The sequence below is a fragment of the Desertibacillus haloalkaliphilus genome (assembly GCF_019039105.1).
In the GTDB taxonomy this organism is placed as follows: domain Bacteria; phylum Bacillota; class Bacilli; order Bacillales; family KJ1-10-99; genus Desertibacillus; species Desertibacillus haloalkaliphilus.
Genome location: NZ_JAHPIV010000001.1, coordinates 369,265 through 387,226, shown reverse-complemented (window position 1 = coordinate 387,226; position 17,962 = coordinate 369,265). Strand labels below are relative to the sequence as shown.

Sequence of the window (17,962 nt, the reverse complement as noted above, 5' to 3'; positions counted from 1 at the left end):
TTGTGTTGGGTTAGATGATTAGTGAACGTAGAGCAACAAGAAGAAAGTCCTAATGAAGGAGTAGAGGTTGAGATGAAATTTTATAGTAATTTAAAACTACGCAACAAATTATTTTTAATCTTTGCTGCTGTGTTGATGATTTTTGCACTAGCATTTATAGCAATTTTTAATAATTTATCGAATATCAGCACAGAAACAGAGGCATTAGAACGTCGAGGTGAGCGTGCGGTGATCGTAACTGATATCGCTAGCTTGGTTCGTTCGAAGTATATCCAAATTAACGACTATGCCCGAACAGGGACATACGACGAGGAACGGTACCGCGAGTTGCGAGATCGAACGGCGGAGTATTTAACAACGATTGAAGATCGCATGCATACAGAAGAGCAGCAACAGCTTTATGATATGCTCGTTCATCATAATAGTCGGTTTAATAGCATTGCATCACTTATCCTAAGTAATGAAAATATGTCATTATTGAGTGATCTTGAATATGTCAGACAAGAAGCAGTTAGCACCGCGCTTGAACTCCAAGATATCGTTATTAATCAAATGGAATATGCAGCAACTCAAGCGCAGGGAGCAGTGGAGCGCTCACAGGTGGTTATGTTGACTTCTTTTATTATTGCAGCCATCCTTGGTTCACTTCTATTCGTTTTATTTAGCTTAAGCCTTGCAAAACAACTAAACCGTGTCGTGTCCGTTGCTGAGAGGATCAGTGAAGGTGACCTTCAAGTTGACAAGCTTAAATCGGATTCAAAAGATGAAATTGGAACGTTAGGCGCTTCTATGAATAAAATGGGCGACAGTTTACGTACATTGCTACAGCAAATTACAATGACATCCGAGCAAGTCGCTGCATCTTCACAGCAATTAACGGCAAGTTCAGCGGAGACAAGCAAGGCGACAGAAGAAATTACTGATGCGATTCAAACGGTGGCCAGTGGTGCTGAATCACAAGTAACTCATTCGCGAAAAGCCAATGATGTCGTTACCGATATGACGAGTGGCATTCAGCAAATAGCTAGTAACATCCAAACCGTCAATCAGTCGTCACTCGTTGCCTCACAAAAATCAGAAGATGGCACAGAAGTGATTACTAAAACGATTGCACAAATGGATGAGATTAACGAAAAGACAGGTGAAGTGTCAGAGGTGATCGGTGAGCTTGGCAACAAGTCAGGGGAAATTGGTAACATTGTCTCGCTCATTACCGATGTAGCGGAACAAACGAATCTATTAGCCCTCAATGCGGCGATTGAAGCTGCTAGAGCAGGTGAACACGGCAAAGGCTTTGCGGTAGTTGCTGATGAGGTTCGTAAACTAGCGGAACAAACAAGTCAGTCCGCACGTCAAATTAATGATTTAGTCGAAGATATTAGAGATGATATCACAAAGTCTGTTGAAACGATGAAAGCTGGTCGTCAGGCAGTTGATGGCGGAATCGAGTTTGTTAATGAAGCGAGTCAAGGATTTACTAGCATTTCCTCATCTGTATCAGAAGTGACGAATCAATTACAAGAGGTTTCGGCAGCGATCGAACAGATTTCTTCAGGAACGCAGACAATGGTAGACACGATGAGTGAAGTGTCAACGGTTGCAGAGGACACAGCCGGTTATTCACAAACCGTTGCTGCGTCTGCAGAAGAACAAAATGCTTCAATGGAGGAGATCTCCTCAGCAGCGGCCACACTTTCAAACATGGCCGAAGAGCTCCAACAAGCGGTTGCTCGTTTTCGAATTTAACGATTGAAAAAATGAAGCTATCTCATTGCACGGGTTTGGTGCGTTGGGGTAGCTTTTTGCTACCAATAACGTTTTGTTTAGATAAATTGCGGGTAGAGTACTCCTGTAAGGTCAAGTTCACAAAGGAGTGATTTTTGATGAGTCGTTTAGATGGAAAAGTGGCATTAATTACTGGTGGCGCAGGTGGAATCGGAAAAGTAACAGCAAAAACGTTTCTAAAAGAAGGGGCAAAGGTTGTCTTAGTTGATTTAAGTGAACAAGCTTTACAAGAGGCTAAAGCAGAGTTAGATGCCCACGGTGACGTTGAGATTGTACAAGCTGATGTCTCGAAGGAAGACGATGTGAAAAATTATGTCAAAAAAACCGTGGATCGCTTTGGGACGATTGATATTTTCTTCAATAATGCTGGAATCGAAGGGAAGGTTGCTCCACTCGTAGAACAAAAGCTTGAGGACTTTGATCAAGTGATGTCTGTCAATGTTCGTGGCGTATTTTTAGGGTTACAGCATGTACTACCAATAATGACAAAGCAAGGGCATGGCAGTGTTATTAATACATCATCTGTCGCAGGGCTTAACGGCAGTCCGAATGTCTCGCCGTACATTACGTCAAAGCATGCGGTTGTTGGATTGACAAAAGCAGCGGCGGTTGAGGTCGCAAATGCAAATGTCCGCGTCAATTCAATCCATCCTTCACCTGTCAATACGCGAATGATGCGTTCGCTTGAAGCAGGCTTTAGCCCAGAAAATGCTGAAGCGGCTCAAGCAGAACTAGAAAAATCTATCCCACTTGGACGATATGGTGAATCAAGTGATATTGCTCAATTAGTACTCTTCCTTGCTTCCGATGAAAGCACATTTATTACTGGCTCTCAATATCGTATCGATGGTGGAATGGCCGCCCTATAGGTAATTTTTTAATAAAGAAGCATTGCCATTAGAACTGCACCCTAATTGTTAGAGAACAATTAGGGTGCAGTTTTTTAACATGGTACGAATGTAACATACATAAAATGCCAGTCACTTAATGATACTATTCCTATCATTCAATGGAAGGAAATTCGTTCGATGCATGTACTAACTGCGATTATTAGTATTATTGCCGTTTATTTCTGGGGAGATTGGCGCAATTGGGAAAAATACCATACAACAATGCTTTTTTATGCGCTTGGGAACCTTGCGTATAATTTTTTGACAGCGAATTACTTTCTGTGGCGAATGGATGCTGATTTTATTTCAAATCATACGCTGACGGAGATGTTGTATACGTTTATCGTTTTCCCGGCAACGATTATTCTTTTCCTCGGGAATTATCCAAAAGGGTTGATAAAACAGGTACTTCATAACATTCAGTGGATTGCGATTTATGCTGTATGGGAGTATGTATTTTCATTGACAGGTCATATTGAATATCAATATGGTTGGTCATTTTGGTGGTCAGTTTTCTTTTTGTGTTTTATGTTCCCTTTGTTTAAATTACATGAGCGAAAGCCTTTGGTTGCGTATGTTTTGGCAGCTTTAATTGCTGTGACTTTTATTTGGTTATTTGACGTTCCGGTTCATGTGCCTGTTGAGGAGAGAGGGCAATGAGTGAATTCCTTTTTTGATCTAGTCAGTCATGAGCTGTTTAGGTATAATAAAATTTTGGTAATTAGTACAAGCGATCTCGTGGCATGGGATCGCTTTTTATATGTGGCTAAGAAGTGCTACCTGGACCGCCATTCTTATGAGTGGGTCCGCTCGCCCTCTGCATTGTTCCCACTACGTCGACTGTCGTCGCCGCAAACGGTTGCCACCGTTTCGGTCTTGCTCGTCGGGGGAAGCCATCTTTCTTTTTGTTGTGGTTACGGATGTTGAAAAGGTGAAAGGTTTGATACGTGCCCGCTTGGACGAAGTAAGGAAGAGGAATGTCCTTCATAAAGCTGATGAAAGACAAAATGATGTAGAAAAGCTAGAGAAATGTCCTTCATAAAGCTGATGAAAGACAAAACGAGGGAGAAAATCTAGAGGAATGTCCTTCATAAAGCTGATGAAAGACAAAACGAGGGAGAAAATCTAGAGAAATGTCCTTCATAAAGCTGATGAAGGACAAAACGAGGGAGAAAAGCTCGAGGGGTGTTTGTCCTTTCTTTAGTACCTCCTGCTTGTAATACTAGTATAGAACTAAAGGGACATTTAGGAGAGATAAGAAATATATAAGTTACATCGGACTCTGTAATGGAATCACCGCCCTCTACATTGTCCCCACTACGTCGACTGTAACGTTTTTATTAGAAGATACGTCTAAATGATGAATTCACTATAGAGGAGAAGGTTGTTTTGTCAGCTAACATAAAAAGAGAAATTAGCGATTGGTATAACGAGTACAGTGACTCGATCTTCAAATACATTTTGATGATGATTCATGATCATCATCAAGCAGAAGACTTAACCCATGATACGTTTATAAAAGCTTATCGAAATTATCATTCCTTCCAAAAGAAGTCGAATCCGAAAACTTGGCTGTTTAGCATTGCGCATAATGTAACGGTCGACTACATCCGGAAGAAGAAACCGATTCATGTTATTAAAGAAATCCTTGCTGCGAACAAAGATTCAGGGCCTACCCCTGATGAAATTGTTGAGTTAAAGGAAAACTCTCATGAACTATATCAGGCGTTAGGAAATTTAAAACAAGCTTATCGTGAAGTGATTATTATTCGCAAAATAAAGGGGTTTAGTACAAAAGAGACAACTGAAATTTTAAATTGGTCGGAAAGTAAAGTGAAGACGACCCTCTACAGGGCGATGACAGCATTAGAAAAACAAATGGTAAAGGAGGGCGATCACCATGAGAAAACAACTGGATAAATCCAACGATTTAGAAAAATCACTACAGCAGCTTGATCAAAACATCAATTGGAATCAAGAGCGAAAACAGCGTCTGCAAACAGAGCTGTTCACGAGTCTTGAACTAGAAGACACGACCCCTCCGAAACGAAGAGGAATAAGGCGGTTTATTTTGGCACCTAGTATCGTTGCGGTCCTTTTCGTCGCGTTTATTGGTTATAACGCCTTTTCTCCTGATCTCGATCGTCATGATCAATCACTCATGGGGGTAGAGGAAGATGGTCTTCAACAAGAATCAGTCGCCGGTCACCATCATGGTCAGGAAGCAACTGAGCAGGAAACATTTGCGACATTTAGTGAAGATAAGGATCTAGCACGTGCTAATCCTGCAGCTGAAGCACATGTAGACGTAGAACTGGAAATGGATCTGCGCTTACCACAATCAATGCCGAACGAACATCATGAGCCTGCAACTATGCATACGTTTGAAGATCCAGATGGTGTCGTAACAAGCACTGTTGATTATATACTAGATAATGATCGTTATATAGGCTTTAAACAAACCGAAATGACAGGGACGAAAGAAGAGATGATAGCGCAATTAAAACGGCAGATGAGTCCAGATCAAGTAATTAAAGAATTGTCCGTTCTTGACCACCCAGCGATCCTTTTTAGTGATGGCGAACCCTTAGCTTATCACTCACTTTATATCATAACGGACCCCTATCTGTTTACAGTGACAGCACAAGGACTATCAGAAGAAGAAATCCTTGAAATGGCTCGCTTTATTGATTTATCAGGGTTATAGCCTACATTTGCTGAGTGATCGGTTTGGTGTCTGCTGGCAATTTAACATCATTTTCACTAACTAGAAGAGAGAGCGATTCTGTAACGGGATCGCTTTTTTTTGGTCAAGGGGCGGAGTGCGCTAGCAATGAGGAAAAGTCATAGAAGTAAGCTTACTCGCACCGCCTTAGGATTAAGTTTAAGGGTTAGCTCACTGAGGAAGAGAAGTAGGCTCGAGGAAGGTCAAGGGGCGGAGTGCGCTAGCAATGAGGAGAAGTCATAGGGGTGAGCTTACTCGCACCGCCTTAGGATTAAGTTTAAGGGTCAACTCACCGAGGAAGAGAAGTAGGTTCGAGGAAGGTCAAGGGGCGGAGTGTGCTAGCAATGAGGAAAAGTCATAGAAGTAAGCTTACTCGCACCGCCTTTGATTACGTAAAGGGTTGCCCCCTCTGAAGTGGTAGAAGCACCGGTAAGGATCGTTCACTTCGTTGATATTCATTTGTCCAAAAGGGAATACTAAGAAAGTGAGGGTGCAAATCTACTGTTTTAAAATAAGGTTTTTCTATCGTTTGTTAGCTAAAAAGACATGCCTTATTGGTGTAATTGTCGTGATATCAGGTTGTCACTTCAGTTTAAGAATATTTACAACATAGATAACGTAGAAAATATAAAAAGTGGTCTGTGAAGATTAGTAATACTATGGTAATATAAATTTACATATTAAGTAAGAAGACAGGTTGAGGTGGTTAAGAATGAACATACGAGATTTATTTTCAAGTAGAAAGTTTGATGATAAAGGTACTAAGCAAACGACGGATATAGACCAAAACCTTCTTTTGGTGAACGAAGCACTTAACCACTATCCTGATCCTGTTTTCACAGTCGCAGAACAAGGGTCGATTCTCTCGATCAATCAGGCTTTTACTAGGCAGTTTGGCTACCATTTAAAGGATTTAAAGCAGACGCTACAGCATTATATTGCATCTGATGACCATGAGAAATTTGAATACCATTGGTACAAAGTATTCGCCAAGCAGCCGACAACTGGAACATTTACGGTAATACACCATTCTGGGAAAAGAGTCGATGTCGAGATTACGCTTATTCCGGTCATGGTTGATGAGGAAGTCGAGGCTGTCCAGGCTGTTGCAAAAGACCTCTCAGACCTACGAACGAAGGAAAGTGAACTTCTCGCTGTCAAACGCTATTTAGATGAGGCAGAGAAGGTAGCAAACATCGGTAGCTGGGATTACGATATAAAAAATGACCGAGGTATCTGGTCGACGCAAATCTATGAAATCTTTCAGATCGCTGATCCAGCAAGCGTAACGCCTAACGTAGAAACGCTTATGTCGTTTATACATCCAGATGACCGCCAGTTGGTTGACCAAACCATTGAACGATCGATAGATGAGATAGAAAGTAAAATATTTGAACATCGAATCGTTCGGCGCGATGGACAAGTGAGAGAAGTCCTCGTTCGCGCTGAGCCAATTACCGATGAAAATGGACAAGTTGTACGTCTGTTTGGGACGATTCAAGATATTACTGAAAAGAAACAAATCGAATCAACAGTGAAAGAACAATCGGGCCAATTAGAGCTGATCACGAACAACCTAGACGTTGGGATATGGTCATATGACGTGATCAGTGAAAAGTTAACGGTCACTTCAAAAGGGATGGAAAGAATCTTTGCGACAGATGCTGATACGCTAAAGAGTAAGGACAAAGGCTGGACCATATATGTTCATCCGGACGATAGTGGAAAAGTAGATGCAAATGTGAAAAAGATGCTAGAAGGCCAAAGCATTCGCCATCAGTACCGAATTATTAACGCTAAAAATGAGGAAAAATGGATCGATAATCAAAGCAATCCTGTCTTTGACGATGACGGCAATGTCATCCGTTTAGATGGCGTTGTATCCGATATTACGAAGCAAAAGTCAACCGAATTGTTGCTTGATTACCTAGCACACTATGATCAACTGACGAAATTGCCGAACCGACAAACGTTTATTGAGAAATTAGATGAATGGATGGCTTCAGGCCAAAAACGTTTCGCTGTTCTTCATTTAAATTTGGAGCGGTTTAAGTTTATTAATGATACGTTAGGCTATGAGGTAGGCGACCAGCTGTTAACGCTTATCTCGAATCGTTTAAATAAGACGGTTGAGCAAAAAGCGTTCCTAGCTCGAATCGGTGGTGACGAATTTGCCTTAGGGCTCCCAAACATCAAGAGTACAGAAGAGACATTTGAACTTGCAAAGTCGATCATAAATACCATTGAAAAGCCGTTGTTTGTTGAGGACTATGAGCTATATGTGACAACGAGCATTGGAATCAGCTTTTACCCGATTGATGGCAAAGACGCTCAAAGCTTGTTCAAAAATGCCAGTATAGCCCTACATAAGGCAAAGGAAGATGGAACTAGCGCATGGAATGTGTTTTCACCGGTTCTAAATATTGAATCCTTCAAGCAGTATTCTTTAGAAAAGGATTTGCGAAAAGCGTTTATGAACGACGAGTTTTTTCTTGAATACCAACCAAAAGTTGATCCAAAAACTGAGGTGATTAAAGGGGCTGAAGCTTTAATTCGTTGGGAGCATCCAGAGTGGGGCCAAGTCTCTCCTGCTGAATTTTTGCCATTGGCAGAAGAGAGTGGTCTTAATACTCGAATGAGTGATTGGGTGTTTGAGCAAGTTTGCCAGCAAATTAACATCTGGGAGAAACAAGGGTATGAACTGGTTCCAATCTCGATTAATGTATCACCGAATCGACTGCTTATGCCGGGGTTTGTAAGTGACGTTTTCGCAGTCATCAAAAACACAGGAATCGACCCGAAATGGATTGAGCTTGAAATCACTGAAGAAACCATCATAAAAAATATCGAAACAGCGAAGAGCGTTGTCAAGGAGTTAAAGGAAGCAGGGATAAAGCTTTCACTTGATGACTTTTGCTCCGGTTACTCATCGCTTTCCTATTTAAATGAATTAGATATAGATTCATTTAAGTTTGATAAATCATTTATTGCCAACCTGACAGAGGATAATAAAAAAACGAGAGGGATCATAAAAAGCCTACTCGTATTAGCGGATGAGCTTGAGCTCACCGTTGTCGCCGAAGGGGTGGAAACCAATGAACAATTGACATTCCTTCGCCAACGAGAATGTCCGCTCATTCAAGGGTATATTTATAGTAAATCCGTACCGGCAGCTCGCTTTGCACCGATGCTGAAAAACAAAATTCTAAAAGCAACATCGGCACTAGCAGCAAAAACACAAATCGAAAATCGCCGTAAGTTTTACCGTATTAATTTTACAAATCCTTTAGCTTCAACGATGACCATTGTCCAGTTTAAAGGTAACAATGTACAACTAGGGAAATCGAGGTCTTTAATTGAGGACATGAGTTTAGGTGGGCTTCGCTTTACAGCAGAGATCAATCTCCCGGTGCGCTCAGATGTTATTTTGGAATTTACAACGAAAATTCTAGGCGAAGAAATATCTGTTCGTGGTTTTATCGTCTGGAAGCAGGAGGCCCATGAAGACTTGTTCCAATATGGCCTTCAGTTCATCACGACTGAAAAAGAACGCGACAAGTTGGCTCCGCTATTCAATAAGCTGACATTAGATTTGAAAAAAAATCCATTGCATCCAGACTGTGATTTTATTCATGAAGGAAGAATGTCTTATTTTAAAAGAGAAGAATGATTTAACAGAGTCGGGACAAAACTAGTCGAGGCCGGGACAAAAGGTAAAAAAACAATCTTTTGTCCCGGTCTCCCTTTATATAATTGGGTAATTGTATGGTTTTGGCCACGAAAATTCTTATTATTACCATTGACACGAGGCTGAAATCCTACTACCATTTCAGTATAAATTATCCTGAACAACTATTTATGTTGCTTCAAGTTGGTTCTGTTTGTGAAATATGTCACAAATTCCCATCGTTTGTTTTATGTGGATCGTATTATAATCATAGTATACCTATCATGGATAGGTATAGCTAGATGCTAGTAAATAACAATCCATCAATGAGCTAAGACGTTGAAGACTTTTGTGGTGGGCGCAGTTAGCGGCCACTTTTTCTAGTCGCTGGATGTTTTAGAAGGTAGTAGGAATCGTCAATAGCTGTAAGCAACAAGTTTTAATAAGCTTTCGTAGGAGTGGATGTTGGAGTTATGAGCAATCAATCAGATGTTAAGCAAAACGCAAACCATATGAACGTTAAAAAGAAGCTTACTTGGACAATAGGTAAAAAGCTGACGCTCCTAATTATTGCAGCTATGTTATTTAGCTTGCTGATTGGCGCGCCACTCACTTATGTACAGTATCTCGTCTTCCAGTCGGGCATGCTAGATTTTCTCGGTGAAGGTATTAATACAATTTTGCAAACGTATTTTACGATCATTGTTAACTTAATTATTATGATTATAGTTATTGGTATTGGCGTCAGACGGTTTGTATTAAAGCCAGTGAATGACATGATCGATCAACTGAATAGCTTACAAGACGATGGTCAGTTTGATTTAACAAAACGTCTGGAAGTAAAGACAAACGATGAATTTAATCAACTGATTGAAGCATTTAATCATCTATTAATAAATTTTCAACAAGTAACCACAAATATCCATCAGGCAACTGGTCAAATTGCAAGTTCGACTGCGGAAGCGGCGGCCTCGTCTGAAGAAGTTTCTGCATCGGCACGCGAGATTTCGGAGACGGTCACGGATTTAGCTACGAGAGCTGAAGGGGGAAACCAAGCCGTTACAGATGTATCACAGTCATTGGATGAGCTTTCAACCCTTATTAACACGGCGAAAAGGAAGGCGAGTTCTGCAGATGTGAACTCCCAGAACACTCTCCAGTCTGCTACCGAAGGGAAAGTTGCTGCTGAAGAAGTGAGTTTAAAAATGGCGAGTATCAAATCAAGAACAGATGAAACAAAACAACTCATTTCAAGTCTTGACGAATACTCCAAAGAGATTACGGTTATCATTGACATGATTACATCTATTGCGGAACAAACGAACCTATTAGCATTAAATGCAGCGATTGAAGCGGCACGTGCCGGTGAAGCTGGAAAAGGCTTTGCTGTCGTTGCAAATGAAGTAAGAAAGTTAGCTGAACAATCAAATGACGGTGCAAATAAAGTATCTGGGCTTGTGAAGCAGATCTCTGAAACAACGTCACAGACTGTTCAAGCAATGGAAGAGAGTAGCAGTGAAGTAGCTAGTGGTGTTGCTTCTGTTGAGGCATCCGGTCAGTCGTTAGATGCGATTGTAGAGGCAGTAAAAATGTCGGTGGCAGATATAAATGAAATTGTTCATGTGACCGATGAAGAGGTCATCACATCAGAAAAAATTGTCAGTCTGATTCAATCACTTGCATCGTTTATTGAGAACACGAGTGCAAATACCGAAGAGGTGTCAGCGACCGTTGAAGAAACGACGGAGTCAATGTCTACCGTTGCTGAAAGCATTGATGCATTAAATGAAATGTCTTCCCAATTAAATCAAATGATCCGCAAGTTCAAAGTTTCTTAACGATTTGCCCCCTTTCCTATGCAAGTGCTATGATTTTGGAAAGGGGGCTTTTGTGTGTGGTTCAGTGGCGGAGTGCGCTAGTATGGGTGAATAGACGAGGAAGCATGTTTACTCACAAGCCTTAGGTAAAAGATGGAGGTGAACAGACACGGATGAGACAACAAGGGATTGTAACAGAAATAACAATTAATGGGCGACCTTTTCAATTAAAAAGCTACAACCAAGAAGAGGTTGACGGCTTAACGCAAATTAGCGTTGTTTTTGATGTTACAAGTGAAGAATACCACGAGGTAACGACACTGTTGTATAAAGGGACATTTACGATAGAAGTTCCGCAGAAATCGTTATCATGTCAGGCATCGATTCAGCAATATTCAACGTCAATGACGAACCTATACGAAAAAGGTCAAGTCAGCGAATATCACCTAACATTACGCGAGGTTAAGGCTTAGGAAAGAGGGGATCGACGTATGCAATTAAGTATTTTGGACCAAGCACCGATTTCAGCGAATCAGACACCAAAAGAAGCGCTTGAGGTAGCCTTAAAGCTCGCACAACTTGGTGAAACGCTAGGCTATACACGTTATTGGATCGCTGAACATCATGATTTGCCGGGTCTCGCCTGCTCAGCGCCTGAGGTGATGTTGGCTTATCTTGGGGCGAATACGAATACGATTCGCATCGGCTCTGGGGCAACGCTTCTCCCCCATTATAAGCCGTATAAAGTCGCTGAACAGTTTCATATGTTAGCAACGCTATTCCCAGACAGAATTGACCTTGGCATCGGCCGGGCACCGGGAGGATCAGCAGAAGCCACGAATGCGTTATCTGATCACTTCCTACAAAATGTTTGGGACATGCCAAAGGACGTTCAAGAACTCCTGTGTTTTCTAGATGATCGCTTTCCAGAAGGTCATGAATTTGAACAAGTCTCAGCAACGCCACTGCCACCTAAACCGGTGCAGCCGTGGTTACTTGGGACAAGTACTAAAAGCGCTGAACTAGCGGCCGAATACGGAATCAATTATACATTTGGCCAATTTATGAGTACGAAGGATGGTATAGAAATTGTAAAACGCTATCGTGAAACGTTCAAACCACGAACAGAAGGGCAACAACCAAAAACGATCGTTACGGTGTCTGTAGTTTGCGCAGAAACAACCGCAAAAGCCGAGGAGATTGCGTTAAGTTCGTTAATTTGGTCGATAAAAAGTGACAGTGGTGAAGGGCTCAATGGTGTACCATCGATTGAGGATGCCAAGCAGATTCACTTGAGTGAGAAAGAGAAACAAACATTAGAAAGAAGGAAAGCTAGAATGGTTATCGGTGACCCTGCTACCGTCCGGCAACAGCTCACCGATGTATTTACTCAGTATCAAGCTGATGAGGTGATGATCGTCACAATTACCTACGATCCTAAGGATAAGTACGAATCATATCGATTAATAGCAGGGGATGTCCTTGTCCTGGGGTCAGACCCCCATTAAACATTTCACACAATATGTTAGATTCTAAGCCATTTTACTGTTAAATGTTCATACCAGGCGGACAAATGAAGGTGAAATGTCCAAACATGGTGCCTGACCCCCCAACACCTACGCTTTCACCGCTTCTGCTAGTAGTTCATAAGAGCGGATACGTTCATGTTGATCATAGATGTTCGAATTAATAATAATCTCGTCTGCTTGTGTCTCATCAAGGAATTGCTGCAGCTTATTGGTTACAGTACGTTGGCTTCCTGCGACCGAATAGTGAAGCATCTTATCAACCATCGCTTTTTCATTCGGATGGCAATGCTGGTGAATATCCTCAACTGGCGGGCGTAACATACCAGGCTCACCACGGATAACGTTTAGGAATTGTTGTTCCTGTGATGTCGCAAGCCAAGCCGCTTTTTCATCTGTATCAGCAGTAATGACATTCACCCCAATCATCGCATATGGCTCATCAAGCACGTCGGACGGTTGGAATTGATCACGATATAACTGCAACGCTGGCAAGAGGTAATCTGGTGCAAAGTGACTTGCAAATGAAAATGGCAGCCCGAGCTTAGCGGCTAGACGTGCGCTAAATCCACTTGAGCCAAGTAACCAAATCGGAATATCTAAACCTTCCCCAGGAATTGCCCGAACTAAATTTCGTGATGTTGGGTTTAAATAAGAGCGTAGTTCAGCGACTAATTCTGGAAATTCACTCCCATCACTATGATGATTACGTCTTAGAGCGTGAGCGGTCATTTGATCGGTTCCTGGTGCTCGTCCAAGCCCTAAATCAATTCGGCCAGGATACATTGATTCTAGCGTTCCAAATTGCTCTGCAATCACGAGTGGCGCATGATTTGGAAGCATAATTCCACCAGAACCAACGCGGATTTTTGACGTTCCATTTGCAATGTAACCTATCACAAGCGACGTCGCTGAACTGGCGATCCCTGGCATGCTATGGTGCTCAGCAAGCCAAAAACGATGATAGTCCAATTCTTCAGCGCGTTGTGCGAGCGTTAGACTGTTTTTGAATGATTCCGCTGGTGTGCTTCCTTCTAACACCGGCGCGAGATCTAGAATTGAGAGCTCAATGTCTTGCAGTTGTTTTGTGGACATGGTGTTCCTCCTTCTATATAAAAAAGCTTATATGTGTTGTCTCTCGTAAAGAGTATCATGTTTCAAACAGGTGACGCACTGATTTTGCCTGTTCGTCATTTGCATCTACGCTTATCGTTTGTCATTTCTGTTAATGGCATCCAACGTATAATACTTTCCTGTTTTGCGTTGCCCTAGGGACTTTGCTATGATCAAAAGCGAACGAAGAATCGATATACATAAATAAATTTTTAGGAAAAGGTGGAGGTACATGTGAGCGCGGAGTGGAAGCAAATCATAGCAAACATCAAAGAATGGGTAAAAGAAGCTGGGGCAGAGCAAGTAAAGCGATTAGATCAGCCGATGGAAGTAAAAAGCAAGTCATCGACAATTGATCTTGTTACTGAAGTTGATGTGTGGACGGATGAATTTTTAAGGCAAAAAATTAAAGCGAGCTATCCAGATCATTCGATTTTAACGGAAGAGCAAGACTTTCATGAAGGAGCATCGGACTATGAATGGGTAGTCGACCCTATTGATGGGACTGTTAATTACGCTCACCAATTTCCGATGTTTTGTATCTCAGTTGCTTTAAAATATAAAGGTGAGACGGTGATCGGTGTTGTTTATGCGCCAAAGCTCGGTGAGTGTTATGAAGCAATGAAGGGTGAAGGTGCATATCTTAATGGAAATCCAATCTCAGTATCACAAACAGACAACCTTAAAGCAGCTGTCGTGGCGACCGGTTTCCCGTATGATCGCGCCACAGACCCGCAAAACAATGTGAAGGAATTTAATGCAGTCATCTTAAAAGTAGGAGGAGTTCGCCGCACGGGAAGTGCAGCGATCGACCTATGTCAAGTCGCATCCGGACGTTTCGATGGCTATTGGGAATATAAAATCAACCCGTGGGATTTTGAAGCCGGATTGCTTCTCGTTCAAGAAGCAGGTGGGAAAGTCCAAAAAGTGAAGCAAGAAAAAGGTTATTTTGTGCTTGTCGGTAACGAGCCAATTTATACTGAGCTTCAAGATTTGTTATAGTTTTACTGAGAAGGACGCATCGTTTGTTCGTGACCTAACGCAGTATTTAATTGAATAAAATGTTAGGGCTGGTCCATAGATGATAATGGGGCAGCCCTTTTTGAACAAAAGAAGACCTTCCGATGCAGCTTTCATCGAAATCCTTTACTAAGCGTCTATTACTCGAAGTCGAACGTCATATGTCTTTCATAAGCACGATGAAGGACAAAACGGGGCGAGAAGAGCAAAGAAAAGTCCGTCATCCCCTCACCTCAGGATCCCATCTCCTATACGGGCGTGACAAATTTATAAATGAACGAGTAGTGACTTCTCTAGTGGTGTACACTCTAAAACGAACCGTAATTAAGCGTTCGAGTTTAGTGAATTTGCGCAATCGTCTAAAAGATTATTCGCTATTTATGCAATTTTCTGTTATGATAGAAAGAAATTTTATATCCGTAAAACATTTTATTTCTTAAGGGACACTCAATGTCCTAAAGGGACTAATTCTGTCCCTAGTGACTATGATAATTTTTTAGGAAGGGTGAATCGATGATAAACTTAGATGATAACAGCACAGTACTAAGAAATGACGTGAAAAAACTAGGGAATATTTTAGGTGAAATTCTCGTCCACCATGGTGGAGTCCCATTGTTAAATAAGGTTGAGGAATTAAGAAAAACGACGATTCAACTACGTAAAAGCTATGATGAAGATACGTATCAGAAGCTAAAAAAAGACATTAGCAACCTTAAGCCTCCGATGCGTCAGCAAGTGATTCGAGCGTTTTCAACGTACTTTCACCTTGTGAATATTGCAGAACAAAACCATCGGATTCGTCGTCGTAGACAATATCAATTAGAAGAGGATGGGGTGAGCCAACCGTTTTCACTAGAAAGTGCGGTTGAATCAATAAAAGAACATAAGGTTTCTGAAGAGGTTGTTCAGCAAGTGTTAAATGATCTTTCACTAGAATTAATCATCACTGCACACCCGACAGAAGCTACGAAGCGAACGATCCTAGAGGTTCAAAAGCGAATTTCAACAATTTTACAACAATTGGACCATCCATTGCTAACGAAAAGTGAACGTAAAAAATTAGAGGAGAGCTTATTTAATGAAGTAACAGCGCTATGGCAAACAGAGGAGCTGCGCCAACGTAAGCCAACCGTTATCGATGAAGTGAGAAATGGCCTCTATTATTTCGATGAAACATTATTTGATGTCTTACCAGATATCCACCAAGAGTTAGAAGATCAATTGGACGAACACTATCCGAATACGGAATGGAGTGTTCCGAACTTCCTTTCATTCGGTTCATGGATTGGCGGAGACCGTGATGGTAACCCAAATGTAACTCCTGAGGTAACATGGGAAACGTTGAACAGGCAACGTGCACTGGTCCTAAAAAAATACAAGCAAGTCATTAAAGATTTGATGAAGCGATTTAGCCAGTCAACGACTAGGGTAACAGTGAGCGATGACTTACGAACATCGGTTGAAGCAGACGAGAAGCAATATATGGATCAAGATGAGGTATGGCAAGTGGAAACGGAAGTTTATCGCCGTAAATTTGCGATTGTCCTAAAACGTTTGAAGCATGTCGGCAAGTCAGCGGTTGGCTATCAGCATGCCGATGAGCTTTTAGAAGATTTGCTAGTGATTCAAGACAGTGTTGAACAACACCAGCCGTCTCATCACAAGCTGAAAACCCTTCGTAAATTCATCCGTCAAGTGAAGCTGTTTGGTTTCCACTTAGCAACATTAGATATTCGAAACCATAGTGGTGAGCATGAAGCAGCGATCTCAGAAATCTTAAAGGTTGTCAATATTACCGACGACTATGCGAGCTTACGTGAGGATGAAAAAATCGCGATCCTTGAGGATGTCCTTAAAGATCCACGACCACTTTTATTATTGAATGAAGATTATTCAAAGGAAACACAAAAGCTATTAAACGTGTTTAATATGATTAGACAAGCTCACAACGAATTTGGGCGCAAGTCGATTGAAGTCTACCTTGTCAGCATGACTCAATCGGCAAGTGATTTACTTGAAGTTCTCGTGTTAGCAAAAGAAGCAGGAATCTATCGCCTTCATGCTGATGGTCAAGTAGAAAGCCACTTGAATGTCGCACCGCTACTTGAAACCGTTGATGATCTCGTCGCAGGTCCAAACATCATGAAATCTCTCTTCGAAATGGATGTTTACCGCAACCATCTAACTGAGCTTGGAAACCATCAAGAAGTCATGCTCGGTTATTCCGATGGAAGTAAAGATGGAGGTACGTTAACAGCCAACTGGAAGCTGTTTAAAGCACAGCAAGAAATTCATGATATTGCAAAAGAGTTTAATATCCGGTTGAAGTTTTTCCATGGACGTGGTGGCTCATTAGGACGTGGCGGTGGTCCACTACATCGCAGTATCCTATCACAGCCGGTCGAAACGTTAGGTGATGGGGTGAAGATTACCGAGCAAGGGGAAGTGTTATCGTCTCGATACCTTCTAACTGATATAGCTTACCGTAGCTTGGAGCAGGCGACTTCAGCCTTACTTGAAGCGTCAGCAAAAGTGTCGCACTCAACAGAGCAAGCGCACCACCGTGAACAAGCCTGGGAAGAAGCGATGGAGGAGATTTCAAAACAGTCACTCCAAAAATATCAATCGCTCGTCTTTGCGGATAGCGATTTTCTCACTTATTTTAACCAGGCGACACCACTGGGAGAATTGGCATCACTCAATATCGGTTCACGCCCAATGAAGCGTAAAGGTAGCAATCGTTTTGAAGATTTACGGGCGATCCCTTGGGTATTCGCTTGGACGCAAAGTCGTCAATTAATTCCGGCATGGTATGCGGCGGGTACTGGGTTACAATCATTTGCCGCACAGAGTGAAGAGAACCTTACTTTATTAAAAACGATGTACGAGAAGTGGCCGTTCTTCCGTTCAACGATTAACAACTTACAAATGGCGCTTATGAAAGCCGACTTAAAAACAGCAAAAGAATACACAAACTTAGTGGAAGATGAAGTGGTTGCAGAACGAATCTATACGAATATTAAGGAAGAGTATGAGCGAACACGCGAAGTTCTTTTACGTATTTCAGGTGATGATGAATTGCTTGATCATGCACCGAACATTCAAGAATCGGTTCGTAGACGTAATCCATATGTGGATCCACTAAACTTCTTACAAGTCGAGTTGATGAAAGAAATGCGTCATACGGATGAAAAGCCAGATGAATTATTAATTGAAGTGCTGTTAACAATTAGTGGCATTGCAGCAGGGTTACGAAATACAGGCTGATTTGATAGATCCGATTGTCCAAAAGCTTTATAGGAAAAAAGTCGAGGAGAAATTGGTGGATTGATATTAAGATTTCTCTATGGTAAGATTACTTTGATTAATGTCTAGCTGTCATTAGTTTGTTATTCATAATGTGGTTGTTTTAAAAAAGA

General features: G+C 41.6%; 12 protein-coding genes. 11 read left to right on the top strand and 1 reads right to left on the bottom strand.

Annotated features, from left to right (window positions below):
- Window positions 1-21: 21 nt before the first annotated feature.
- From KH400_RS01805 to KH400_RS01765, 9 genes are all read left to right on the top strand, one after another.
- Window positions 22-1,746 (top strand): methyl-accepting chemotaxis protein, encoded by a 1,725-nt coding sequence (locus tag KH400_RS01805; RefSeq protein ID WP_217221460.1) that lies wholly within the window; start codon window positions 22-24, stop codon window positions 1,744-1,746.
- A 137-nt stretch (window positions 1,747-1,883) separates the two neighbouring features.
- On the top strand, window positions 1,884-2,654 hold the full coding sequence (locus KH400_RS01800) for an SDR family NAD(P)-dependent oxidoreductase (RefSeq protein WP_217221459.1): 771 nt from the start codon (window positions 1,884-1,886) through the stop codon (window positions 2,652-2,654).
- A gap of 159 nt (window positions 2,655-2,813) precedes the next feature.
- The gene (locus KH400_RS01795) at window positions 2,814-3,335 is read left to right on the top strand and encodes a CBO0543 family protein (RefSeq protein ID WP_217221458.1); all 522 of its coding nucleotides are present in this window, start codon (window positions 2,814-2,816) and stop codon (window positions 3,333-3,335) included.
- A gap of 729 nt (window positions 3,336-4,064) precedes the next feature.
- Window positions 4,065-4,595, top strand: coding sequence for an RNA polymerase sigma factor (locus tag KH400_RS01790; RefSeq protein ID WP_246589124.1), 531 nt, complete (start codon window positions 4,065-4,067; stop codon window positions 4,593-4,595).
- Window positions 4,576-5,382, top strand: a complete 807-nt coding sequence (locus KH400_RS01785) for a hypothetical protein (protein ID WP_217221457.1) — start codon at window positions 4,576-4,578, stop codon at window positions 5,380-5,382. The genes KH400_RS01790 and KH400_RS01785 overlap by 20 nt, the downstream gene beginning before the upstream one ends.
- A 730-nt stretch (window positions 5,383-6,112) precedes the next feature.
- Window positions 6,113-9,070 (top strand): EAL domain-containing protein, encoded by a 2,958-nt coding sequence (locus KH400_RS01780; protein ID WP_217221456.1) that lies wholly within the window; start codon window positions 6,113-6,115, stop codon window positions 9,068-9,070.
- A gap of 470 nt (window positions 9,071-9,540) precedes the next feature.
- Entirely contained in the window at window positions 9,541-10,905 is a 1,365-nt protein-coding gene (locus KH400_RS01775; RefSeq protein ID WP_217221455.1) for a methyl-accepting chemotaxis protein, read from the top strand.
- Between the two features lie 167 nt (window positions 10,906-11,072).
- A complete protein-coding gene (locus KH400_RS01770; RefSeq protein WP_217221562.1) occupies window positions 11,073-11,357 on the top strand; it encodes a DUF3219 family protein in 285 nt (94 codons plus the stop codon).
- Between the two features lie 18 nt (window positions 11,358-11,375).
- Window positions 11,376-12,392 carry an LLM class flavin-dependent oxidoreductase gene (locus KH400_RS01765; RefSeq protein ID WP_217221454.1) on the top strand — a complete coding sequence of 339 codons (1,017 nt, stop codon included), beginning with the start codon at window positions 11,376-11,378 and terminating at the stop codon, window positions 12,390-12,392.
- Between the two features lie 108 nt (window positions 12,393-12,500).
- Here the strand turns inward: KH400_RS01765 and KH400_RS01760 are convergent, their stop codons facing one another.
- Window positions 12,501-13,505, bottom strand: a complete 1,005-nt coding sequence (locus KH400_RS01760) for an LLM class flavin-dependent oxidoreductase (protein WP_217221453.1) — start codon at window positions 13,503-13,505, stop codon at window positions 12,501-12,503.
- A 252-nt stretch (window positions 13,506-13,757) separates the two neighbouring features.
- On the opposite strand from KH400_RS01760, the gene KH400_RS01755 reads away from it, so the two are divergent.
- Entirely contained in the window at window positions 13,758-14,525 is a 768-nt protein-coding gene (locus KH400_RS01755; RefSeq protein WP_217221452.1) for an inositol monophosphatase family protein, read from the top strand.
- 531 nt (window positions 14,526-15,056) lie between these two features.
- Window positions 15,057-17,810: a phosphoenolpyruvate carboxylase gene (gene ppc, locus KH400_RS01750; protein ID WP_217221451.1), complete on the top strand. Its 2,754-nt coding sequence runs from the start codon at window positions 15,057-15,059 to the stop codon at window positions 17,808-17,810.
- The last annotated feature ends 152 nt before the right edge of the window (window positions 17,811-17,962 follow it).

Coding starts and splice junctions, on each gene's coding strand:
- KH400_RS01785 (WP_217221457.1), top strand. CDS start 4,576: ATGAGAAAACAACTGGATAAATCCAACGATTTAGAAAAATCACTACAG.
- KH400_RS01760 (WP_217221453.1), bottom strand. CDS start 13,505: ATGTCCACAAAACAACTGCAAGACATTGAGCTCTCAATTCTAGATCTC.
- KH400_RS01775 (WP_217221455.1), top strand. CDS start 9,541: ATGAGCAATCAATCAGATGTTAAGCAAAACGCAAACCATATGAACGTT.
- KH400_RS01800 (WP_217221459.1), top strand. CDS start 1,884: ATGAGTCGTTTAGATGGAAAAGTGGCATTAATTACTGGTGGCGCAGGT.
- KH400_RS01780 (WP_217221456.1), top strand. CDS start 6,113: ATGAACATACGAGATTTATTTTCAAGTAGAAAGTTTGATGATAAAGGT.
- KH400_RS01795 (WP_217221458.1), top strand. CDS start 2,814: ATGCATGTACTAACTGCGATTATTAGTATTATTGCCGTTTATTTCTGG.
- KH400_RS01765 (WP_217221454.1), top strand. CDS start 11,376: ATGCAATTAAGTATTTTGGACCAAGCACCGATTTCAGCGAATCAGACA.
- ppc (WP_217221451.1), top strand. CDS start 15,057: ATGATAAACTTAGATGATAACAGCACAGTACTAAGAAATGACGTGAAA.